Raw genomic sequence first — 20,430 nt, forward strand, 5'->3', positions numbered from 1 at the left:
CGGGTGGCGCTCCGCCGCGCGCGGACACGTGATGCACCCAAGGGTAGCCCGCGCTCACCATCTGAACCGCCTGGCGGTTCAGATGGTGAGCGACGCGCAGGCATGCCCCGCGGCCTTCCCCGGTGGTTGACTGGGCGAATGGAGATCCAGACCAAGCGCGTGTACGACGAGCCCGCCGCATCCGACGGCTTTCGCGTGCTTGTCGACCGGCTCTGGCCACGCGGGCTGTCGAAGGAGAAGGCCGACATCGACCTCTGGGCGAAAGACATCGCACCCTCCGCAGAATTGCGCAAGGCCTTCCACCACGGGGGAATGCCATTCGACGAGTTCGTGAAGGCCTACCGCGCCGAGCTGCGGGGCAATGCGGCCGAGGTGGCGAAGCTGCGCGACGAGATCGCCGGCCGCGACGTGGTCACACTGCTGTACGCGATGAACGACACCGAGCACAACCACGCCGGGCTCGTGCGCGACGCGCTCGCGCCGGCCTAGCATCGCCCCCAGCCCGTGTAGCCCGCGGGTCAGCTCGCTCGCCAGCGCGCCCTTTCCTCGCCGGCTTTACGCGTGCAGGTCATCGATGTGCCCTTCGCCGTCTCGCCCTGAGCACCGACCGGTGCGCAGAACGATCCGGGGTGCACCACGTTGGGCGCCGTGGCCTTGGGCGCCGCGGGCTTCGGCGCCGCGGGCTTCGGCGCGGCAGATGTGGGTGCGGTGGCCTTGGGCGCGGTCGACGTCGTCTTCTTCGGCGCGGGTGCTGTGACCGCGGCATCCGGCATCAGAGTGATGGTGCCTGGCGACGCGGTCTTCTGCTGCGGGCACCCCTGCAGAATGCGCGCCATCGCATCGCGCTCTGCTGCGGTCACCCAGAGGCGGTACGCGGCCTTGACCGTGATCTGCCGCGCGACATACGCACAGCGGTAGCCTTTTGCCGCCGGCAGCCACGTGGCGGCGTTGCCTGCCTGCTTCTGCGCGTTCGAGCGCCCGTCGACGGCGAGCAGGTTCAGCGGGTCGTTCGCTAGCGCTTCGCGCTGCGCCTGGCTCAGTTGCTGCGCGCCGCTTTGCCACGCATCCATGAGAGCGACGACGTGATCGATCTGCACAGCCGTCGAGGTGCCCTGCCCACGCTGAAAGTCGATCGTCGCACCCGTGTAGGGGCTGCGCAGCACTCCGGTGAGCACGACGCACCCGTGCGTGTTCGCCTTCACCGTCACCGTCGTCAGATCGCGACGCAGAATGTCGTTGCGGGTGTCGCACCCGTTGCGGTCGACGTCCTTCCACGCCGCGCCGAACTTCTCGGTGCGGTCATACCCGGTCTTGGGTGCGCGTCCCTTGACCGGCAGAGTCGCGAGAACCGCGAGTGCCGTGCCCGGCTGCGCCTTTGGCGTCGCCGGCGTGGCCGACTTTGGCGCGGTGGACGCGGAGGCGGTCGGCGTGACTGCAGTGGGTGAGGGGGTGGATGCCGCGGCCGTCGTGTCGGCCGGTGTCGGTGTCGGTGTCGGTGCGGCCGAGGCCGTATACACGCCGACCTCACCGGCGCTGATCGACGGCGCTGCCGGCATCGCCGGCGCAGCTGCCGCGTCGGGGTTGGTCGCGCCGTACACACCCGCGCCCACGCACATCACCACGAGCGCTCCGGTGGCCACACCCGCACCCGCCTTGCGCCCGGCCAGTGCGAGCCAGGACGGCCGTCGGGTGGCGAGCGTGTACACGCCCGTGCCGAGCGCGATGAACCCGGCCATGATGAGCACGCCGCCGATACCCGTCGAGAACCCGCTCACCAGAAGCGCGAACGAGGCCAGCACGATGCCGACCCGTGTCGAAGGCCTGCGCAGCCGTCTCTTCATCGCCGATCTCCCCTGGCGCCACCGGCACCCCTACTCTGGCTCGCCCCGTTCCCATCGAACATGAGAACCGTCTCATAATACGTGATGGCCGGGACCACACAGGTCCCGGCCATCACGATCAGCGTGCGGCTCAGTCGAGGGCGTCCTTCACGTCTTCGACCGCCTTCTTGGCTCCAGCCTTGGCCTGATCGAGCTTTCCCTCTGCCTCCAGCCCCTTGTCGTCGGTCGCCTTGCCGGCCGCTTCTTTGCCCTTGCCCTTGAGGTCTTCGGCCGCGTTCTTGATCTTGTCGTCGAGTCCCATGATGTTCTCCTTCGCTCAGCGCACAGTTCGTGTGTTCTGCGCGACTCTTATCTGCCATCCGATCCGACCTGCGCCGCGAAAGTAAGGGGGTTGACGGCGCCGGGCCGACGTGCCTCGACCGCAGACGGATACCGAAGAACCACGACCAGGTGTCGGCCACGCCGGTACCGTGGATGATGCAAGGAGGCATCTCATGAAAGTCATCGTGAATCCGACCACCTGCATAGCCTCCGGCAATTGCGGTCTGACGGCTCCTCGAGTATTCGCGAACCGTGAAGAGAATGACGGCTTCGTCAGCCTGCTCGACGAGCACCCGCCGCGATCGGAATGGGATGCCGTGCGCGAGGCCGTCGCGCTGTGCCCCTCGGCGACGCTCTCCATCGAAGAAGAAGACGCCGACGTATAAGAACCCGCCTACGGCAGGATGAACGCATGTCGATACCGACCGAGCCGGTCGCGGTGCCCGACCGGGTGCAGCGTCTGGCCCGCGGCGCCGCGCTGACGCCGGTCTGGATCAACGAGCTGGGCGGCATCACCTTTCGCACGAACGATGCGCGATACATCAAGTGGGGGCCGCGGCATCCCGAACTCGACGTCATCGCCGAGGCGGAGCGATTGGCCTGGGCGGCCGTCTACGCGTCCGTTCCGCGCGTGCTCGATGCCGGCCGCGACGCGGGCGAGGGATGGCTGGTCACGGCCGCGATCGACGGCTCTTCGGCGGTCGATCCGCGCTGGATCGCCGAGCCGCGCGCGGCGGTGCGTGCGGTCGGCCAAGGACTGCGGGTGCTGCACGACGCGCTTCCGGTCGATCAGTGTCCGTTCGAGTGGAGCGTGCCATCGCGCCTCGGCGATGCGACGGGCCGCGGCATCCACGTTCCCGACCACCTGCGCGTTCCCCCGCCGGTCGATGTGCTCGTGGTCTGCCACGGCGACGCCTGCTGCCCGAACACACTGCTCGACGATGCGGGTGAGCCGGTCGCGCACGTCGACCTCGGCTCGCTGGGCGTCGGTGACCGGTGGGCCGACATCGCCGTCGCGTCGATGAGCACCGAGTGGAACTATGGGCCCGGCTGGGACGACGAGCTCATCGCCGCGTACGGCGTCGAGCCCGACCGCGAACGCCTCGCCTACTACCGCGCGCTGTGGAACGCGACGTGAGCCCGGCTGTCACGACCACACGAAGCGGAATGTCCCCGCCCAGACGGCGACGGCCAGCGCAAGGGCGATGAGCAGCACCCCGCCGGCCAGCGCCACGGCGTCGCGCGCGTGCAGTTCGGATCGACGCGCCCAGGTGCGGTGTCGATCGGCGCCGAATCCGCGGGCCTCCATCGCCATCGCCAGCTTCGTGCCGCGCCGCACGGCGAACACCAACAGCACGAACGCCATCGAGAAGAACCGACGCAGCGCGCCCCGATCACCGACGCCGCGCGCACGACGCGCAAGCTCCATCTGACGCCAGTCGTCCAGAAACAGGCCGAGCGTGCGGGTGCCCGCGAGCACCCCGAGCACGAATCGCGCCGGCAGATGCACGATCTGTGCCAGAGCCCCGGCGAGGTCGATCGGGTCAGTGCGGCCGAACAGCAGGATCGTCGGAAGCGCGAGGGCAAACACGCGCACTCCGACCGCAACCGCCAGCGCTATCGAAGCATCACTGATGGTCGCATGCCAGAACGTCGCATAGATCTGCCCGCCCGGGTCGGCGTACAGCAGCATGCTCACGCCGGCGATCGGCGCCACCAGCAGAATCGGCAGCAACCGCCGCAGCACCACGCGCAGCCGCAGCCCGGTCAGCGGCACGCACAGCAGCTGCAGCATCACGGCCACCAGGGCGCTGACGGCGTCGATCGATGCCAACAGCGGAATCGACAGCACCAGGGCCAGCACGATCTTCGTCGCGGGGTTCACGCCATCCAGCCATGCCGCCGGTGGGGGCGGGACAGACGTGGATGCCGCTGCCCGCGCGCTCTCGGTCACGGCGCTCACGCCGCCACCCCCTCGGCCGATGCATCGGCGACCAGCTCGAGGTGCCGCCCGCCGAGATGTCGCACCACGCCCTCATCGTGGGTCACCGTGACCACCGCCGTGCCGCGGCCGATCTCTTCTTGCAGCAAGTGCACGAGTGAGATCCACCCCACCCGGTCCTGTCCGAACGTCGGCTCGTCGAGCACCACGACGCGGGGACCGGTGGCCAGCACGGTGGCCACCGAGAGCCGCCGCTTCTGCCCGCCCGAGAGCGTGAACGGATTCGCGCGGGCCAGCCGAGCCAGCCCGAGGCGTTCGAGCAGTTCGTCGACCACCCGCGACACGGCCGCGTCAGCGTGGCGCAGCGCGCGGGGACCGACTGCAAGCTCGTCCCGCACGGTCTGTGCAAGAAACTGGTGCTCGGGCTCCTGAAACACCGTGCCGATGCGCGTGAGCAGTTCGCGGGAGCGCCAGGTCGACGGCCGCCGCCCTCGCCGCCCCGCAAGCTCCGGCGCCGAGACGACCTCCCCCGAAAACTCGGGCAACAACCCGGCCAGCGAGAGTGCGAGCGTCGACTTGCCGATTCCGTTGGGCCCCGTGATGACCGTGGCCGCCCCGGCGGGCACGTCGAACGACAGCCCCCGGCGCACCGCGACTCGCCCATCGCGCGACACCGCCAGCTCCCGAGCTGCCAGCACGGGCGCAGCATCCGCCCCTCGTGCAAGCGCCGGCAGAGCGATGGCCTGTCCGGGCACCCATACGCCCGCGGCCGCCAGCGCCATGCCGGCGCTGGCGAACACGGCGTCGGGTGCACCGTCGGCCAGCAGCCCGCCCTCGGCATCGAGCACTATCACCCGTGTCATCAGATCGGCCCACACCTCGGTGCGGTGCTCGATGACGATCAGTGTCGAACCGGTCGCCGCCACGGCGCGTTCGATCGCCGTGCGCACTTCGCGCACGCCGGTGGGGTCGAGGTTGGCCGTCGGCTCGTCCAGCAGTACGACTCCGGGACGCATCGCCAGCACGCCGGCAATCGCCAGGCGCTGCTTCTGGCCGCCCGACAGCTGGGCGGTCGAGCGATCCCACGGCACATCGAGGCCGACGTCATCGAGCGCCTCGGCGATGCGTGCCGGGATCTCGGCGGGGGGCATGCCGAGGTTCTCGCACCCGAACGCGACATCGTCGCCCACCCGCGAGAGCACGACCCCGGCATCCGGATCCTGGAGCACGAGTCCCACGCGGCCCCGCTGCGCCTCGGGCGCCTCGCCGTCGACGGTGAGCCGACCACTCAGTTCACCTTCGTCGGCGCCGCCGAGCAGCCCGGCGATGCCGGCCAGCAGCGTCGACTTGCCCGCGCCCGAAGCGCCCAGCAGCAGCACCCGCTCACCGGGTTCGATAGTGAATGTGACGTCACGAACGGCGGGGGCCTTGCGGCCGGCGTAGCGCCAGCCCCAGCCCGCCGCCTCGATGCGCGCCGGACGGGTCATCTCAGACCTCTTCGCGTGTTTCCCGCCCCGCCGCGAACCGGCTGAGTGCACCGGTCGCGGCCAGCGCCCGCACCAGCAGCCAACCGACCAGACCGGCAAGCAGCGCCCCCGACACGACGATGGCACCGAGGTAGATGAGGTTGAACTCAAGCGTCTTCAGGAAGTTCGGCGAGCTGCCGTAGAACAGCTCGAAGACCCAGGAGCCCAGACCTGCCACGACGCCCGAGAGCATCGCGACGGGCAGGGTGAACCGGCGGTAGAAGAACAGCAGAAAGACCAGCTCGGCCCCCAGCCCCTGCGCAATGCCCTCGAGCACCGTCGAGACGCCCCAGACGTTGCCGATCAGCATCGAGACGATCGCGGCCACCACCTCGACCAGCAGCGCCGCACCCGGCTTGCGGATCACGAGGCCGCCCACCACGCCACCGAGCAGCCAGATGCCCACGGCGATGCCACCGAAGCCCGGGGTGAGCGCGTCAGCCGCCTCGAACCAGGCGTACCCGATGGTGTTCCAGGCCCAGAACACCAGACCTATCGCGACGCCCAGCACGGCGCCCACGACGATGTCGACGACACGCCAGTTCAGACGGCGGGTGGATGCCGCGGCCTGCGGCGGTGCGGACGTAGACGTGTGCATTGATGCTCCCTTCCTGCGCTGGCATGACCCAGATCAGGTTCGACGGTCGAAGCTGTGGTGCTTCCTCTCAGCCCGGCACACCGGACTCCCGTGGTTGTGCCCGTCAGTATAGCCGCGTCTCCGGTAACGTGGACGGGTGGCGACCACCGACTCCCCGCTCGACGAACCGGCTGCGGAGTCGTCGACAACCAGCCCGGCGCGGGCGCTGGGCTGGTGGGATGCCACGTCGCTGACGGCCCCGGCACGCACGGTGTCGTTCGACGTGTCGTCGACGGCGAATCCGGCCGTGGCCTATCTGCTGGCCGAACGGCCCCGACGCTCGCCTCTGCGCCCGGGCCTTATCGTTCCGTGGGCACTGGTCGTGCTGGTGATCGCGGCGTACTGCACGACAATGGCGGTCTGGCCCCTCACCGCCGTCGCACCGCAGGTCGTCTCTGCCACCGTGCAGCCGGTGACGGCACAAGCGGCATCCCTCACCTGGCCGAAGAAGGGCGCGGCCGGTGTCGGCGTCGAAGGGCTCGGCGATGCCGTGGCCTCGACCTCAGACCAGAGTTCGATAGCGAGCATCACCAAGGTCGTGACGGCGCTGATGGTGCTCGAGAAGAGTCCCGTCACGAAGAAGGATCAGGGCGAAGAGTTCCGCTTCACCTACGCCGACACCCTCGAATACTGGAACTACCTGCGCAACAACGAGTCGGCCCTGGATGTGCCGGCGGGCGGGTCGCTGACCGAGTACCAGATGCTCGAGGGCATGCTGGTCGGCTCGGCCAGCAACTACGCGGCACGGCTGGCGTCGAATTGGTGGTCGTCGGACTGGACGTTCGCGACGGCCGCCAACGCGTGGCTCGATGCGCGCGGCATCAGCGGGATCACCATCACCGACCCGACCGGCTTCGACCACGGCAACACCGCCACGCCCGCCGCCCTCATCGACGTCGCCGAGCTGGCGATGGCCGATTCGACGATCGCCGGCATCGTGAAACAGAAGAAGATCACGCTGCCCGGGGCCGGCGAGGTGGCCAACACCAACGAGCTGCTCTCAGACGCCGGCGTGGTCGGCCTGAAGACCGGCACGCTCGACGGGTACGACCTGCTCTCGGTGAAGAACGTCACAATCGGCGACACGACGGTGCGAGTGGTCGCCAGCGTGCTCAACCAGCCTGATTCGAAGACACGGTGGTCGGTGTCGCGCGACGTTCTCGCCCAGGTCGAGGCACAGCTGAAGGCCTCGCCATCGGTGCCCGCGGGCACGACCGTCGGCACCGTGCACACCCGATGGGGCGAGACGGTGCCGATCGTGACGGCGGCGCAGGCCGATGTCGTGCTCTGGAACGGCGCGTCGGCGAAGGTGTCGAGCACCCTGAAGCTGGGCGACTGGTCGGCGGGTGCGAAGGCCGGCACGCTGAGCGCGGCGGGGCCGGTGAACACGACGACGGTGGATGCCACGCTGTCGGCAGATCTCGAAGGCCCCGGTTTCTGGTGGCGGCTCACCCATCCGCTCGACCTGCTCGGAATCGGCTGAGCCCGTGTCGCCCAGCGGCCGCGCTCAGAAGCGCCAGATGAGCGGCACGTACAACACCGCCACGGCCAAGAAGATCAGCGAGAGCGGCAGCCCGAGCCGCCAGTAGTCGCCGAAGCGGTAGCCGCCGGGCTGCATCACCATGAGGTTCACCGGTGTTGCTATCGGTGTGAGAAAGGCCGCCGCACCGACCACCGTCAGCGCCATCATGAAGGGCTGGATGCTCACGCCCAACGTCTGCGAGACAGACACGGCGATGGGTGCCACCACCAGTACGGTGGCCAGGTTCGAGATGAACTGCCCGAGCACCAGAGTGACCACACACAGGGTGAGCAGGGCCAGCACCGGTGAGGCCCCACCGGTCAGCGACAGCACCCCGTGGGCGACAACGTCGGCCGCGCCGGTGGAGACGAACGCCTGCGACAGCGGGAACATCCCGGCGATGAGGATCACCGTGGTCCACGAGATCGAGCGGTACACCTGCGGCAGCGTCAGCACGCGGCTCAGCAGCAGCGCACCGGTGGCCAGCAGGCCCACCACGGCCGGCGGCACGAACCCGGTCGCCAGCAGCACCACCATGAGGGCGAGGATCACCAGCGAGCGCTTCGCACCGCGGCCCAGCGGAACGGCACGCTGCAGGGTCTGCGGCGGGGTCACCGCTATCACATCGGACGAGCCGACATAGCGCTCCAGCGCCGCCCAGGGTCCTTGCACGAGCACAGCATCGCCGGCGCGCAGGGTGAGTTCGCCGCCGTGCACGCCGGTGACATCGGCGTCGCCGTCGCCGCGTCGCACCCCGAGGATCACGAGATTCTCGTCCCGCGTGGTCATTCCGGCGTACACGGTGCGGCCGATGTAGTGCGAGCGCGGGGCGATCATGACCTCGACGGCGCCGTCGCGGGCGCTGAAGAGCTGATTCGTGTCGGCCGAGACCGCATAGCTCTCGCGAAGCCGCTGCGCGGTGCGGCTGTTGTCGGCGACATCAAGATGCTCGGGGTCGCGCGAGGGCAGCAGCCGATCGCCGAACAGCGCCACGAACACGACGGTGAGCACCACGAGCGGCACCCCCGCCAACGCGAACTCGAAGAATCCGAACGGCCTGCCCCCGGCGGCGGCCGCCGCCTGCGAGACGACGACGTTCACCGGCGTGCCGGTCAGAGTCAGCAGTGACCCGGCGCTGGCGGCGAAGGCCAGGGGGATCAACAATCGAGAGGGCACCAGTCCCGCGCGCACGGCGACGACCACGACGACCGGCAACAGGGCCGCGACCGCGCCGTTGATGCTGATGAACGCCGACATGATGGCGGCGATCAGCATGACCACGACCAGCAGGATGCCGCGCCCCGATCCGACGCGGCTGATCACCCGCTGTCCCACCCAGGCGGTGACCCCGGTCGCATCCAGAGATTCGCTGACGATGAAGAGGGTCGCGATGAACACCACCGTCGGGTCGCCGAAGCCCGACAGCGCCTCGGGAAGAGTGAGCACCCCGGTCGCCCAGAGCGCCAGGGCGACGCCGACCGCTACCACCGGGAGCGGGATCTTTCCGGTCACGAAGGCGACGACCGCGAGGCCGAGGATGACGAACGTGGCGATGATGGGGTCCACTCGCCCACAGTAGCGACTTGGGTGCGCGTGCGCGCCTCTTGGACGCTACGCGAAACGCAGCGTCTGGTTCAGTCGGGTGCGCACATCGAAGATCTCGTTACCGCCGATCTCGTGCGCGCCGGGAATGCCCTGGCGCAGCACATTGGCCAGCGAGCTGCGCGCCACCAGCGCGGTGCGCACACCGCGCACCTTTCCGAGGTTTTCGACGGGCTGCACCAGATCATCGTCGGGCAGCACCACGATGCCCCCGCCGAAGCGCACGCGCGCGTCGCGGGCTATCGTGCGGATGCCCGCGATCAGATCGGCGATCGGCGTGCCGGCCACGGCATCCCCCACCAACTCGCCCCGCCGAACCTGCACCGGACCACCGAGGTCTTCGGAGAGGATGCCGTACAGCCCGCTGGGTGCCAGCACGATGTGGTCGACCTTCTCATCGGGATGCCGGCCGGCGGCCACATCGTGCCAGACGGTGTAGCCCATCCCGAGATCAGCGACGATACGGGCCGTGGCCTCTTCGGCGAGCGCGTCGGCGAGCAGTCGCCGGATTTCCACGGGCGCCGAGCGCACGAGCGCCGGGTCGTATGGATCGGGCAGCCCGACCCCGCGCCCGGCCCACTCCCGGATCAGCGTCAGGTACTGCTCGCGCCGGCGTCCTCCGGGCTGCCCGCTCGAGCGGGCACGCGGGCGGGTGTCGGTGCGCGCGGCCGGGGCGCGCCATCCGCTCCACTGCGGTGCCGGGGCGCTGCCGAAGCCGTGTCCGCGATCGTATGCGGCGCGGGCGTCCGTCGTGCCCACGAGCTCCCAGGCGCGCTGCACCTGGATGAACAGCGCGGCATCTCCCCCGGTGTCGGGATGCGTCTGGCGCAGCTTCAGCCGGTACGCCTTGCGCAGGGCGTCGTCGTCGACGGCGGGATCGACGCCGAGCACCTCGTATGCCGAGGCCGAAAGGGGGCTGTCGAACACGTCAGTCCCAGAGCGGTACGGCCGGCTCGTCGGAAAACGCCCCGGTGATGGTGGCCGGGTCCACGTCATCCAGCGACGCCGGGCTCCAGTGCGGGTCGCGGTCCTTGTCGACCAGCTGCGCACGGATCCCCTCGACAAGGTCGGGCTGGGTGCGCCCGAACCACATGACCAGCCCGTATTCCTGGGCGAGGGCAGCGCGCAGGTCGGGCAGGGCGCGGGCGCGGCGGACGGCCTCGAACGTCACGGCCATACCGGTCGGGGCCAGCTGCCCCATGGTCTGCAGAGCCCGGGATGCCGCCGGATCGGTGTGCGCGCGCAGTCGTTCCTCGACCTCGGCGAGAGTGTCGGCCGAGAACGTCTCGTCGACCCAGGCGCGTGCTGCCTCCACCGTCGACGCGCCCGGCGCCTGGGCGAAGCCGCGCACGGTGGCTTCGGGGTCGCCCCCCGCTGCCAGCGCCGCGCGCAGCGCGTCGAGTCGGTCAGAGGGCACGAGGTGGTCGGCGAAGCCGCAGAAGACCGCGTCAGCGGCATCCATCGTCGTCCCGGTCACTCCGAGATACTCACCGAGGTGGCCGGGGGCGTGGGCGAGCAGCCAGGTGCCGCCGACGTCGGGGGTGAATCCGATGCGGGTCTCGGGCATGGCCAGCTTCGACCGCTCGGTCACCACGCGAATCGCCGCGTGCGAGGCCAGCCCGATGCCGCCGCCCATCGTGATGCCGTCGGCCAGCGCCACGATCGGCTTGGGATATTCGGCCAGGCGGGCGTTGAGCGCATACTCGGCCCGGAAGAACACCGCCGTCTCGTCGGGATGCCCCGCCACTATCCGGTCGTAGAGGCTGCGCACGTCGCCGCCCGCGCACAGGCCGCGTTCGCCGGCACCATCGAGCACGACGACCTGTACCGCATCGTCATGCTCCCACGCGTCGAGCGCATCGTCGAGCAGCCCGGTCATCTGCAAGTCGAGAGCGTTGATGGCACGGGGGCGGTTGAGGGTGAGCCGCCCGACCACGCCCTCGATGCGAGCGAGGACGGTGGGTTCGGCGGCGGCTTCGGCGCTGGTTTGGGCAGGGAACGACTCGGGCACGTCCGCCAGGTTACCCGGGTCGGGCCCGGGTGTCGTCCGTCACCGGCCGGGCCGGCGCATCCGTCATTGCGGCGCGGTGAAGCGCCCGCCCAGCAGCCGCGTGGCCTGATCGGCCGCCGCGACGACAAGGTCGGCCCACGCCGCGCACTGATCGTCAGAGATGCGCGAGGTCGGTCCGCTCAGACTCACCGCCCCGATCACGACGTCTGACGAACCGAACACCGGTGCCGAGATGCCGATCGCCCCATCGTCTTGTTCATCGCGGGTGACGGCGAACCCCTGCGCGCGAATGCGCTGCAGTTCCTCGCGCAATACTGCCGGGTCGGTGATGGTGGCATCGGTGAGGCGCTCCAAGGGCTCGGCCAAGGCGCGCGCGGCAAGGTCGTCGTCCCACGCCATGAGCACCCTGCCCGACGACCCTGCATGCAGCGGCAGGATCTTGCCGATGTGCAGTTCGCGACGGATGGCGTGCCGGGTCTCGGCCATCGCCACGCACACGCGGAACAGCCGCTCGGCCTGGAACATCGAGGCCGTCTCGCCGGTCTCATCGCGCAGCCGCTTGAGCACCGGAGTGACGACGTCGACCAGCGAAAGCCGCTGCGTGGCCGCCGAGGCCCAGTAGGCGAAGTCCAGGCCGATGCCGTAGCGGTCGTCGTCGCGGTCGAGAAACCCGGCCGCGACCAGATTGGAGACAAGACGCTGCACCGTCGAGGCCGGGATGCCGGTGCGCGCACGGATCTCGCCGAGAGTGAGCATCGGTCGCGCCAGCGTGAAGGTGTCGAGGATCTCGCGGATCTTCGACAGCACCAGCAGAGGCTTCACGCCCGCTGACAGGTGCCGGTCGGCGTAGGCACGAGGAGCAGAGGACAATTCGTCGTCGACCATGTACTCTCCTTGCCGCGCTGATCTGCAGCCGCGCTGATCTGTAGCGAGCATAGCCATCGATGTGAGCCCCGACCCGCGTGTGGAAGGAGGGGGAGGACACGCGCGCGACTTTCCGCCAAGATAGGGAGGACGATTGCCCGCGACGACGAGAGGTTCGGCATGCCCGAAGGTCAGGTGCTCGAGTTCGCAGGACTGTCCAAACGCTTCGGGTCGGTGCTGGCCGTCGACAGCCTGACCGCGCAGGTCGAACCGGGGGCGGTCACCGCCTTCCTCGGCCCCAATGGAGCCGGCAAGACCACGACGCTGCGCATGCTGCTGGGTCTGGTGCGACCCACATCGGGTCAGGCGACGATCGGCGGCGTTCCGTACGCCAAGCTGTCGCATCCCATGCAGACGGTCGGCGCCGTGCTCGAGGCATCCAGCTTCCATCCCGGCCGCACGGCCGCCCATCATCTTCGGGTGCTCGCCCAGGCATCGGGGCTGCCCGCCGCGCGGGTCGATCAGGCGCTGGGCACCGTGGGACTCGCCGACGTCGCCGGGCGCCGCGTGGGCGGATACTCCCTGGGCATGCGCCAGCGTCTGGGGCTGGCCGCCGCGCTGCTCGGCGACCCCGGCGTGCTCGTGCTCGACGAGCCCGCGAACGGGCTCGACCCCGAGGGCATCACCTGGATGCGCGGCCTGCTGCAAGAGCTCGCCCGACAGGGCCGCACGATCCTGATGTCGTCGCACCTTCTCGCCGAAGTGCAGCAGACCGTGGATCGGCTGCTGATCATCTCGAACGGACGGCTGGTGTTCCAAGGCGGGATCGAAGATCTCACGAATCCCGACGAGTACGCGACGATCGTCGACGCCCCCGACCGTGCCGCGCTCACCGCCGCGCTCGAGACCGCCGGGGTGCCGTACGAGGTGCTGCGCTCGGGGCTCACCGTGCGCGATCCCGACGTCGCCGCGATCGGCAAGGTCGCCGCCGATGCCGGTGTCGCGCTGTCTCTGCTGCAGCGCCGGGGGCCCGCCCTCGAAGAGGTCTTCTTCGAGCTGGTCAACGGCCTGCGCGTGCACCCGTCGGGGACGACAGAAGCCGTGGCGGATGCCGCCGCCGAGCCGCCCGCTGTGCAGGACGTGGCCGCGCCCGCGCCGGAGGTGGAGGCGGCGGCGGCCGAGCCGGAGGCGACGCCCAAGCCGGAGCCGGAGGCGACGTCCGCGCCCGAGCCGGAGGCCGAGCCGACCGCCGCGGCGGAGCCAGCAACCGATGCACCGCCCACAGGCTCGACAGCGGCCTTCGCCGTCGCTGCGACCGGCGTGATCGATGTGATCCCACCGGAGGCAGAATCCGAGCCCGAGGTTCAAGCCGAACCCGTGGCCGAGCCGGTTCCCGAGCCCCTGGCCGAGCCAGCACCCGAGCCGGCACTCGATACCGACACCGAGACCGGTACACCACCGGCGACCGAGCCGTCAGCCGATCAGAACGAGGTCATCGCCGGCGAACCCGATGAGCTTCCGCCCGACGATTGGCGGCATGAAGAGAGAACGCAGGCCGACCTCGAGGCCGACGCGTTCTTCCATGCGTTCGATGACACGGCCGCGCCCGAGGCCCCGGCGCCCGGCGACGCGGCGCCCGGCGAGGCTGCCGAGCCACCCGACGCCGCAGAACCCACCGCCACCGAACCCGACGCCACCGAGACCCCGGACGGAGGCGACCAGCGATGAGTCTTTCCGCCTCCACTCGCTCCGAGACCACGAAGCTGTTGACCACGGCGATGTGGTGGATCCTCGCGATCGTGCTCGTCGCGTACGTCGGCTTGACCGCCGCCGGGCTCGGCTTCGTCTTCAGCGCCTCGGCGGCCGGAGAGCTGCCGGGTCGGCAGAACGCGCCGATGCCGGTCGGTGACGCGGCGCCTCTGCTCTACAGCATCGCCGCCTCGATCGGGTACGTGTTCCCGCTGTTGATCGGCACGCTGATGGTCACCGCCGAGTTCCGACACCACACCCTCACACCGACGTTCCTGGCCACGCCGCGGCGCGGCCTCGTGCTGTGGTCGAAGACGATCGTCGGGGTCGGTATCGGCGTGGTGTACGCGGTGCTGGCGCTGATCGCCGCCGTGGGTCCCTCGGCGGGGTTCCTCGCCGGGTTCGGGCAGCCCACCGCCCTCGACGACTCTGACACCTGGGCCATGCTCGGCCGCATCGTCATAGCGTTCGCGCTGTGGGTGCTGGTGGGCATCGGCGTGGGTACATTGGTGCGCAATCAGGTCGCCGCCGTGGTGATAGTCCTCGCCTTCACACAGTTCGTCGAGCCGATAGCGCGCGTGGCCGGTATGTTCGTCGACGGCCTCGATTCCGTGCTGCGCTTTCTGCCGGGTGCGGCCAGCGACGCGCTGGTGGGCACGAGCATCTACACGGCGACCACCCCGGGGTCCTCCGGTGCCGATCAGCTGGATTGGTGGGTCGGCGGGGTCGTGCTGCTCGCCTACGCCGTCGTGCTCCTCGTGCTCGGCCACCTCACCAGCTGGCGCCGCGACGTCGATTGAACGGGATGCCGCGGCACCCGCTCACGCTCAGACTGTGGCGGGGCGCGGCTTCGCCGAGCGGGGCTTCTTCTTCGCCGGGGCGGCAGCGATGTCGACGACGTCGGCGAACTCCTCGCCGGTGTCCATGCGCAGCGCCTTCACCAGCGCGAGGCCGTGCCGCGTAGTCACGATCACGCGCTGAAACTCGTCGTGCCCCTCAAGGTCGATGACCACGCTCGGGCGACGGCGGCGGATGATGGCGAAATCCTTGCCACCGGCCGACTTCCAGGTGCCCATCGCGAAAGCCGAGGGCACGAAGACGCCGGGGTCGGGCACGCCCCGCAGCCAGGTCCAGGCATCATCGGTGAGCTGAACCTTGACGATCTGCGAGCGCTCCATCGTCACGTTCTGCTTGCGCAGGCTCAGCGCGTGCTCGGTGACCGACAGCACGACCTCGAGCTGTGTCTGGTCGAGCATGAGCGTCACCATGACTTCCAGTGTGCCAGCGTTGCTGTTCGCTGTGCGGTTGATTTGCTCACAGTGCGACAACAATCCTCGGCGGGCCATACGGCGGCGGCGCATCCCTGGCACCCGCACCGGTGACAGACTGGGATGGTGACGTCGATCGACACCGCCACCTGCGCCGCACCGACGCCCGCCCGGGTGCTCGATGCCGCCGCCTCCGGCGCCCGCATCGACCTCGACGAGGCCGAAGCCCTGTTGCGCGCCGACGGCGCCGACTTCGAGCGACTGCTCGAGGTCGCGGCATCCCTGCGCGACGAAGGGCTGGCGCAGGCGGGCCGCCCCGGCGTGATCACGTATTCGCGCAAGGCGTTCCTGCCCTTGACCACGCTGTGCCGTGACCGCTGCCACTACTGCGTGTTCGTGGACACACCGGGCCAGCTCGCCAAGCTGCACAAGCCGATGTACATGTCGGCCGAGCAGGTGCTCACCGTCGCCCGGCACGCCCAGGCGCTCGGCTGCAAAGAGGCGCTGCTGACCCTCGGCGACCGACCCGAAGACCGCTGGCCGGCCGCCCGCACCTGGCTCGACGAGCATGGCTACTCCTCGACGCTCGACTACGTCGCCGTCATGGCACGGCTGATCACCGCCGAGACCGGCATGCTCGCGCACGCGAACCCCGGGGTCATGAGCCGCGCCGAGCTCGACGCCCTGCGGCCGGTGGCCCCATCGATGGGGATGATGCTAGAGACGACGTCGCGGCGGCTGTACGAAGAGCCCGGACAGGTGCACTACGGCTCCCCCGACAAAGACCCTGCCCTGCGACTGCGGGTCATCGACGATGCCGGCGCCGCTCGTGTGCCGTTCACCACCGGCATCCTCGTGGGCATCGGCGAGAGCCTGCACGATAGAGCCGAATCGCTGATCGCCCTCCGCGATGCGCACGAGCGGCACGGACACGTGCAAGAGGTCATCGTGCAGAACTTCCGCGCGAAGCCGGGCACGGCGATGCGCGACGCTCCCGATGCCGAACTGCACGAGTACCTGGCCACCATCGCCGTCGCCCGGGTGGTGATGGGGCCGCGCATGCGCATTCAGGTTCCCCCGAACCTGACCGACTCCGCCGAACTCGAGCTGCTCGTGCGGGCGGGCGTCGACGACTGGGGCGGCGTCTCGCCGCTGACCGCCGACCACGTGAACCCCGAGCGCCCGTGGCCGCAGATCGACCAGCTCGCCGCGCACACCGCGGCGGCGGGATTCACGCTTCGTGAGCGGCTCACCGCGCATCCCGAGTATGTGCGGGATGCCGCGACCTGGATCGATCCGGCCCTGCGCGAGCCGGTCGCCGCTCTGGCCGACCCGCAGACAGGGTTGGCGCGCGCCGGTTTCGCCCCTTCAGAGATGGCGGCCGCCCGGCGCCGCGTTCAAAACTCAGCCGATTCGCGCGAAACCAGCACAACGGGGCCCGTTTCCGAACGGATCGGCGCCGATCGGCTGAGTTCTGAACGGCGGTCGGCCGTCGGCGGGCGTGTCGACTCGCTCCGCTCGCTCAACGACCGGGCTGCCTCTGACCCGCTCTCCCTCGACGACGGAGACTGGGAGCACCTGCTGCTCGCGACCGGCGCCGACCTCGACGCTCTTGCCCAGGCCGCCGACGATGTGCGCCGCTACACCGTCGGCGAGGCCGTCAGCATCGTGGTCAACCGCAACCTGACCACGACCGGGTTCCGCGCGATGCGCGTCGCCGATCCGGCGACGTTCACGCTCGACGACGTCGCCGCCATCGCCGCCGACGCGCAGAACCTCGGGGCGACCGAGCTGTGCATCCAGGGGCGGGTGCCGGATGCCGCAGACCCGGCCGTGTACCTCGATGTCGTGCGTGCCGCGAAGGCCGCAGCGCCCGGGCTGCACCTGCACGCGTATCGTCCGCAGGACGTGTGGGACTTCGCCGAGCGCTCCGCACTGACCCTCCACGACGCCCTGCATGCGCTGCGCGAGGCCGGTGTGGGCACGGTTCCCGGCACCGGTGTCAAGGTGCTCTCCGAGCGGGTCCGTACCCTGGTCGCGCCCGGCGACCTGGACATCGACCGGTGGATCCAGGGCATCACCGCGGCACACCGCGCCGGCCTGCGCTCGACGAGCGTGCTGTTCTACGGGCACGTCGAGACCGCCGCCGAGCGCATCGCGCACCTGCGCACGCTGCGCGCGATCCAAGACGAGACCGGCGGGTTCACCGAGTTCGTCCCGATCCCGCTTCCCGGCGGTGACGTGCCACTGGTCACGGGCCGTTCGCCCCTCGACGAGCACCGCGCCATGGTCGCCGCCTCACGCTTGATGCTGAACGGCAGCATCCGGCACATTCAGATCCCCTGGACCCGCATGGACCGCGCCACCGTCGCGGCTCTGCTGCAGTCGGGAGGCGACGACCTGGGCGGCACACTGCTCGACGGGCGAGTGCGCCCCCAGGCCGGCATCGAGCACGGGCACGAGTTGCCGTTGACCGATGCGGCGGCCCTGGCCGCGCACCTGTTCCGGCCGTTGCGGCAGCGGGCGACCGACTACACGGAGGCGGGTCGTTGAGCGAGCGCAGCGAGTCGACACCGCTGCCGGAACGCGCTGACGTCGTCATCGTCGGTGCGGGATTCGCGGGACTTGCCGCGGCCATGGCGCTGCGCGAGGCGGGCATCGACGATGTCGTCGTGATCGAGCGTGCGGCCTCGGTCGGCGGCACGTGGCGCGACAACACCTACCCGGGCGTGGCGTGCGATGTGCCCAGCCACCTGTACGAGTTCGCGAATCATCCCCACCCCGACTGGTCGGGTGTGTTCGCGCGCGGCGACGAGATTCGCACCTACCTCGAGAACGTGGCCGCCGTCGAACGCATCGCCCCCCTGCTGAACACGCCGATGCTCGATGCCGCCTGGGAGGACGGCACCTGGCGAGTGCGCACCGGCGGGTCGCACCCCGGCGTGCTGGCGGCATCCACTCTTCTGCTGGCCTGCGGGCGACTCACCGAGCCGAAGATCCCCGAGGTGCCCGGCCTCGAATCGTTCCCCGGCCCCATCTTCCACTCGGCGCGGTGGGACCACGACGCCGATCTGCGCGGTGCGCGCGTGGCCGTCATCGGCACCGGTGCGACGGCGGTGCAGCTCGTCCCCGAGCTGGCGAAGGTCGCCGAGGTGACCCTGTTCCAGCGCACCCCGGCGTGGATAGTGCCGCGCGACGACCGGCCGTATTCGCCCGCCGAGCGGGCCGCCTTCGCGACCGATCCCGCCCTGTTGGCGCGGCTGCGCGACGAGCTGTACCTCGAGGGCGAGGCGCGGTTCGCGTCACGTTCGGGGGATCGGGATGCCGCATCCGCGGCTCGTGCCGCAGCCCTCGATCACCTCGCCGCACAGGTGCCCGACCGTGCGCTGCGCCGGGCACTCACGCCCGACTACGCGTTCGGCTGCAAGCGGGTGCTGCTCTCCGACGCCTTCTACCCGGCCCTGGCATCGGGCGCCGTGCGGCTCGAGGCCAGTGCCCTCGCCGCCGTGCACGCATCGACGCTCGTGGCCGCCGGCGGCGCCCGGCATGAGGCCGACGCCGTCGTGCTGGCCACCGGATTCGAGTCGACCGAACAGCCGTACGCACAGCTCGTGCGCGGCGAGACCGGCACCCTCGCCGATCACTGGTCACGAGGGATGACCTCTTTCGGCTCGACCGTCGTGGCCGGGTTCCCGAATATGTTCGTGCTCGATGGACCCAATGCCTCGCTCGGCCACAACTCGTCGGTGCTCATGATCGAGGCGCAGGCGGCCTACGCCGCGCGCACGCTCGCGCGCCACGCCGGAGTGCGCCGGGTCGACCCCGCGGCCGAGGCCGCCTACAGCGCCGAGATCGACGCGGCAGCGGCATCCACCCCCTGGATCGCCGGGGGATGCCGCAACTGGTACGTCGACGAGCGGTCGGGCCGGCTCACCCTGCTCTGGCCGGGCACGGTCGACGCGTTCCGCGCGAAGCTTGACACCGACGGCGGCGAGTTTCTGCCCGTCACGATCGAAAGAGGTGCACGATGACGCTGCGGTTCGGTTACAAGGCCTCGAGCGAGCAGTTCGGACCGAACGAGCTGCTGCGGTTCGGCGTGCTCGCCGAAGAGATGGGGTTCGACTCCGTCTTTCTCTCCGACCACTTTCAGCCGTGGATGCACGAGGGCGGGCACGCGCCGGCGGCGCTGCCGTGGCTGGGCGCACTGGGCGCGCAGACGCAGCGGGTTCTGATCGGGACCTCGGTGCTCACCCCGACGTTCCGCTACCACCCCGCGGTGATAGCGCAGGCCTTCGCGACGCTCGGGGTGATGTTCCCCGAGCGGGTGATCCTGGGCGTGGGCACCGGCGAAGCCCTCAACGAGGTGACGCTGGGTTTGGACTGGCCCGACTCGCCCGAGCGCTTCCAGCGACTGAAGGAGTCGATAGCGCTCATCCGCGAGCTGTGGCGCGGCGAGCGCGTGACCTACGACGGAAAGTTCTGGCACGTGCAGGATGCCACGATCTACGACCGTCCCGAGCACGAGGTGCCGATCTACATCGGTGCGTCGGGGCCTGCGGCGACGCGGCTGGCCGGCCGCATCGCCGACGGCTACATCACCACCAGCGGCAAAGACCCGGCCCTGTACACCGACACGCTGCTGCCGGCGCTTGACGAGGGCCTGGGCAAGGCCGGGCGGGCCGCGGGCGAGGTCGACACGCTCATGGAGGTGAAGGTCTCATACCACCCCGACCGGCAGACGGCACTGGAGAAGACCCGGTTCTGGGCGCCGCTGGCGCTGACCCCCGAAGAGAAGCGCGACGTGCACGACCCTATCGAGATGCAGCGGCGTGCGGCCGAGCTGCCGATCGAGCGTGTGGCATCCCGGTTCATCGTCTCGACCGACCCCGACGAGCACGTCGCGCAGATCAGCAAGTACATCGACCTCGGGTTCCGCCACTTGGTCTTCCACGACCCCGGATTCGATCAAGCGGAGTTCCTGCGCATGTACGGCGCCGAGATCCTGCCGCGGCTGCGCGCGAAATACGGCGCGTGAGCGAACCGGCTCGCGGACAGGGCGTGCAACAACTCAGTCTGCGCGACGCGTCTGGCGCGTCTGGCCCGCGGAATCCCGCGGATTCCGCCGAACCGCGATTTTCTCAGACTGA

19 protein-coding genes and 1 riboswitch are annotated in these 20,430 nt (G+C 70.0%); of the genes, 9 read left to right on the forward strand and 10 right to left on the reverse strand.

Annotated elements, in window-relative coordinates:
- Positions 1 to 138: 138 nt before the first annotated feature.
- A complete protein-coding gene (locus ET475_RS03830) occupies positions 139 to 489 on the forward strand; it encodes a DUF488 domain-containing protein (protein WP_129386185.1) in 351 nt (116 codons plus the stop codon).
- A 29-nt stretch (positions 490 to 518) separates the two neighbouring features.
- Here the strand turns inward: ET475_RS03830 and ET475_RS03835 are convergent, their stop codons facing one another.
- On the reverse strand, positions 519 to 1,841 hold the full coding sequence (locus ET475_RS03835) for an HNH endonuclease family protein (RefSeq protein WP_242497754.1): 1,323 nt from the start codon (positions 1,839 to 1,841) through the stop codon (positions 519 to 521).
- A gap of 130 nt (positions 1,842 to 1,971) precedes the next feature.
- Entirely contained in the window at positions 1,972 to 2,142 is a 171-nt protein-coding gene (locus ET475_RS03840; protein ID WP_129386187.1) for a CsbD family protein, read from the reverse strand.
- 193 nt (positions 2,143 to 2,335) lie between these two features.
- On the opposite strand from ET475_RS03840, the gene ET475_RS03845 reads away from it, so the two are divergent.
- Both ET475_RS03845 and ET475_RS03850 read left to right on the forward strand, forming a co-directional pair.
- The gene (locus ET475_RS03845; protein WP_129386189.1) at positions 2,336 to 2,548 is read left to right on the forward strand and encodes a ferredoxin; all 213 of its coding nucleotides are present in this window, start codon (positions 2,336 to 2,338) and stop codon (positions 2,546 to 2,548) included.
- Between the two features lie 26 nt (positions 2,549 to 2,574).
- Positions 2,575 to 3,300, forward strand: coding sequence for an aminoglycoside 3'-phosphotransferase (locus ET475_RS03850; RefSeq protein ID WP_129386191.1), 726 nt, complete (start codon positions 2,575 to 2,577; stop codon positions 3,298 to 3,300).
- 9 nt (positions 3,301 to 3,309) lie between these two features.
- Here the strand turns inward: ET475_RS03850 and ET475_RS03855 are convergent, their stop codons facing one another.
- The 3 genes from ET475_RS03855 to ET475_RS03865 form a co-directional block, all read right to left on the reverse strand.
- Complete coding sequence (locus ET475_RS03855; RefSeq protein ID WP_129393634.1) at positions 3,310 to 4,116, reverse strand: energy-coupling factor transporter transmembrane component T family protein; 807 nt, start codon at positions 4,114 to 4,116, stop codon at positions 3,310 to 3,312.
- A gap of 5 nt (positions 4,117 to 4,121) precedes the next feature.
- Positions 4,122 to 5,591, reverse strand: a complete 1,470-nt coding sequence (locus ET475_RS03860; RefSeq protein ID WP_129386193.1) for an ABC transporter ATP-binding protein — start codon at positions 5,589 to 5,591, stop codon at positions 4,122 to 4,124.
- Position 5,592: 1 nt separating this feature from the next.
- Positions 5,593 to 6,228 carry an ECF transporter S component gene (locus ET475_RS03865; protein ID WP_129386195.1) on the reverse strand — a complete coding sequence of 212 codons (636 nt, stop codon included), beginning with the start codon at positions 6,226 to 6,228 and terminating at the stop codon, positions 5,593 to 5,595.
- Positions 6,222 to 6,330, reverse strand: a riboswitch (TPP riboswitch). (Overlaps the previous gene by 7 nt.)
- Before the next feature lie 34 nt (positions 6,331 to 6,364).
- Between ET475_RS03865 and ET475_RS03870 the strand changes: the two genes are divergently transcribed.
- Complete coding sequence (locus ET475_RS03870) at positions 6,365 to 7,750, forward strand: D-alanyl-D-alanine carboxypeptidase family protein (protein ID WP_129386197.1); 1,386 nt, start codon at positions 6,365 to 6,367, stop codon at positions 7,748 to 7,750.
- A gap of 24 nt (positions 7,751 to 7,774) precedes the next feature.
- Here the strand turns inward: ET475_RS03870 and ET475_RS03875 are convergent, their stop codons facing one another.
- The 4 genes from ET475_RS03875 to ET475_RS03890 all read right to left on the reverse strand — a co-directional run bounded on the left by ET475_RS03875 (position 7,775) and on the right by ET475_RS03890 (position 12,287).
- Positions 7,775 to 9,355 carry an SLC13 family permease gene (locus ET475_RS03875; protein WP_129386199.1) on the reverse strand — a complete coding sequence of 527 codons (1,581 nt, stop codon included), beginning with the start codon at positions 9,353 to 9,355 and terminating at the stop codon, positions 7,775 to 7,777.
- Between the two features lie 45 nt (positions 9,356 to 9,400).
- The gene (locus ET475_RS03880) at positions 9,401 to 10,318 is read right to left on the reverse strand and encodes a J domain-containing protein (RefSeq protein WP_129386201.1); all 918 of its coding nucleotides are present in this window, start codon (positions 10,316 to 10,318) and stop codon (positions 9,401 to 9,403) included.
- 1 nt (position 10,319) lies between these two features.
- Positions 10,320 to 11,402 carry an enoyl-CoA hydratase/isomerase family protein gene (locus tag ET475_RS03885; protein WP_129386203.1) on the reverse strand — a complete coding sequence of 361 codons (1,083 nt, stop codon included), beginning with the start codon at positions 11,400 to 11,402 and terminating at the stop codon, positions 10,320 to 10,322.
- Between the two features lie 63 nt (positions 11,403 to 11,465).
- The gene (locus ET475_RS03890; protein ID WP_129386205.1) at positions 11,466 to 12,287 is read right to left on the reverse strand and encodes an IclR family transcriptional regulator; all 822 of its coding nucleotides are present in this window, start codon (positions 12,285 to 12,287) and stop codon (positions 11,466 to 11,468) included.
- 159 nt (positions 12,288 to 12,446) lie between these two features.
- Between ET475_RS03890 and ET475_RS03895 the strand changes: the two genes are divergently transcribed.
- Together ET475_RS03895 and ET475_RS03900 are read left to right on the forward strand one after the other, a co-directional pair.
- Positions 12,447 to 13,994, forward strand: a complete 1,548-nt coding sequence (locus ET475_RS03895; RefSeq protein ID WP_129386207.1) for an ABC transporter ATP-binding protein — start codon at positions 12,447 to 12,449, stop codon at positions 13,992 to 13,994.
- Complete coding sequence (locus tag ET475_RS03900) at positions 13,991 to 14,815, forward strand: ABC transporter permease (protein WP_129386209.1); 825 nt, start codon at positions 13,991 to 13,993, stop codon at positions 14,813 to 14,815. Before ET475_RS03895 ends, ET475_RS03900 begins: the two co-directional genes overlap by 4 nt.
- A 27-nt stretch (positions 14,816 to 14,842) precedes the next feature.
- Here the strand turns inward: ET475_RS03900 and ET475_RS03905 are convergent, their stop codons facing one another.
- On the reverse strand, positions 14,843 to 15,283 hold the full coding sequence (locus ET475_RS03905; protein ID WP_129386211.1) for a hypothetical protein: 441 nt from the start codon (positions 15,281 to 15,283) through the stop codon (positions 14,843 to 14,845).
- Between the two features lie 135 nt (positions 15,284 to 15,418).
- Between ET475_RS03905 and cofG the strand changes: the two genes are divergently transcribed.
- Genes cofG through fgd form a run of 3 tightly spaced genes read left to right on the forward strand, consistent with a single transcriptional unit; the run spans position 15,419 to position 20,318 of the window.
- Positions 15,419 to 17,836, forward strand: coding sequence for a 7,8-didemethyl-8-hydroxy-5-deazariboflavin synthase CofG (gene cofG / locus ET475_RS03910; RefSeq protein ID WP_422879938.1), 2,418 nt, complete (start codon positions 15,419 to 15,421; stop codon positions 17,834 to 17,836).
- Positions 17,833 to 19,314, forward strand: a complete 1,482-nt coding sequence (locus tag ET475_RS03915; RefSeq protein WP_242497756.1) for a flavin-containing monooxygenase — start codon at positions 17,833 to 17,835, stop codon at positions 19,312 to 19,314. Before cofG ends, ET475_RS03915 begins: the two co-directional genes overlap by 4 nt.
- Positions 19,311 to 20,318, forward strand: coding sequence for a glucose-6-phosphate dehydrogenase (coenzyme-F420) (gene fgd, locus ET475_RS03920; RefSeq protein WP_129386215.1), 1,008 nt, complete (start codon positions 19,311 to 19,313; stop codon positions 20,316 to 20,318). Before ET475_RS03915 ends, fgd begins: the two co-directional genes overlap by 4 nt.
- Positions 20,319 to 20,430: the final 112 nt, after the last annotated feature.

Source organism: Microbacterium protaetiae (assembly GCF_004135285.1).
GTDB classification, from domain to species: domain Bacteria; phylum Actinomycetota; class Actinomycetes; order Actinomycetales; family Microbacteriaceae; genus Microbacterium; species Microbacterium protaetiae.

Bases quoted from the DNA above. Each gene is read 5' to 3' on its own strand.
- ET475_RS03845 (WP_129386189.1), top strand. From the start codon at position 2,336: ATGAAAGTCATCGTGAATCCGACCACCTGCATAGCCTCCGGCAATTGC.
- ET475_RS03865 (WP_129386195.1), bottom strand. From the start codon at position 6,228: ATGCACACGTCTACGTCCGCACCGCCGCAGGCCGCGGCATCCACCCGC.
- ET475_RS03850 (WP_129386191.1), top strand. From the start codon at position 2,575: ATGTCGATACCGACCGAGCCGGTCGCGGTGCCCGACCGGGTGCAGCGT.
- ET475_RS03890 (WP_129386205.1), bottom strand. From the start codon at position 12,287: ATGGTCGACGACGAATTGTCCTCTGCTCCTCGTGCCTACGCCGACCGG.
- ET475_RS03900 (WP_129386209.1), top strand. From the start codon at position 13,991: ATGAGTCTTTCCGCCTCCACTCGCTCCGAGACCACGAAGCTGTTGACC.
- ET475_RS03830 (WP_129386185.1), top strand. From the start codon at position 139: ATGGAGATCCAGACCAAGCGCGTGTACGACGAGCCCGCCGCATCCGAC.
- ET475_RS03905 (WP_129386211.1), bottom strand. From the start codon at position 15,283: ATGGTGACGCTCATGCTCGACCAGACACAGCTCGAGGTCGTGCTGTCG.
- fgd (WP_129386215.1), top strand. From the start codon at position 19,311: ATGACGCTGCGGTTCGGTTACAAGGCCTCGAGCGAGCAGTTCGGACCG.
- ET475_RS03860 (WP_129386193.1), bottom strand. From the start codon at position 5,591: ATGACCCGTCCGGCGCGCATCGAGGCGGCGGGCTGGGGCTGGCGCTAC.
- ET475_RS03835 (WP_242497754.1), bottom strand. From the start codon at position 1,841: ATGAAGAGACGGCTGCGCAGGCCTTCGACACGGGTCGGCATCGTGCTG.
- ET475_RS03840 (WP_129386187.1), bottom strand. From the start codon at position 2,142: ATGGGACTCGACGACAAGATCAAGAACGCGGCCGAAGACCTCAAGGGC.
- ET475_RS03895 (WP_129386207.1), top strand. From the start codon at position 12,447: ATGCCCGAAGGTCAGGTGCTCGAGTTCGCAGGACTGTCCAAACGCTTC.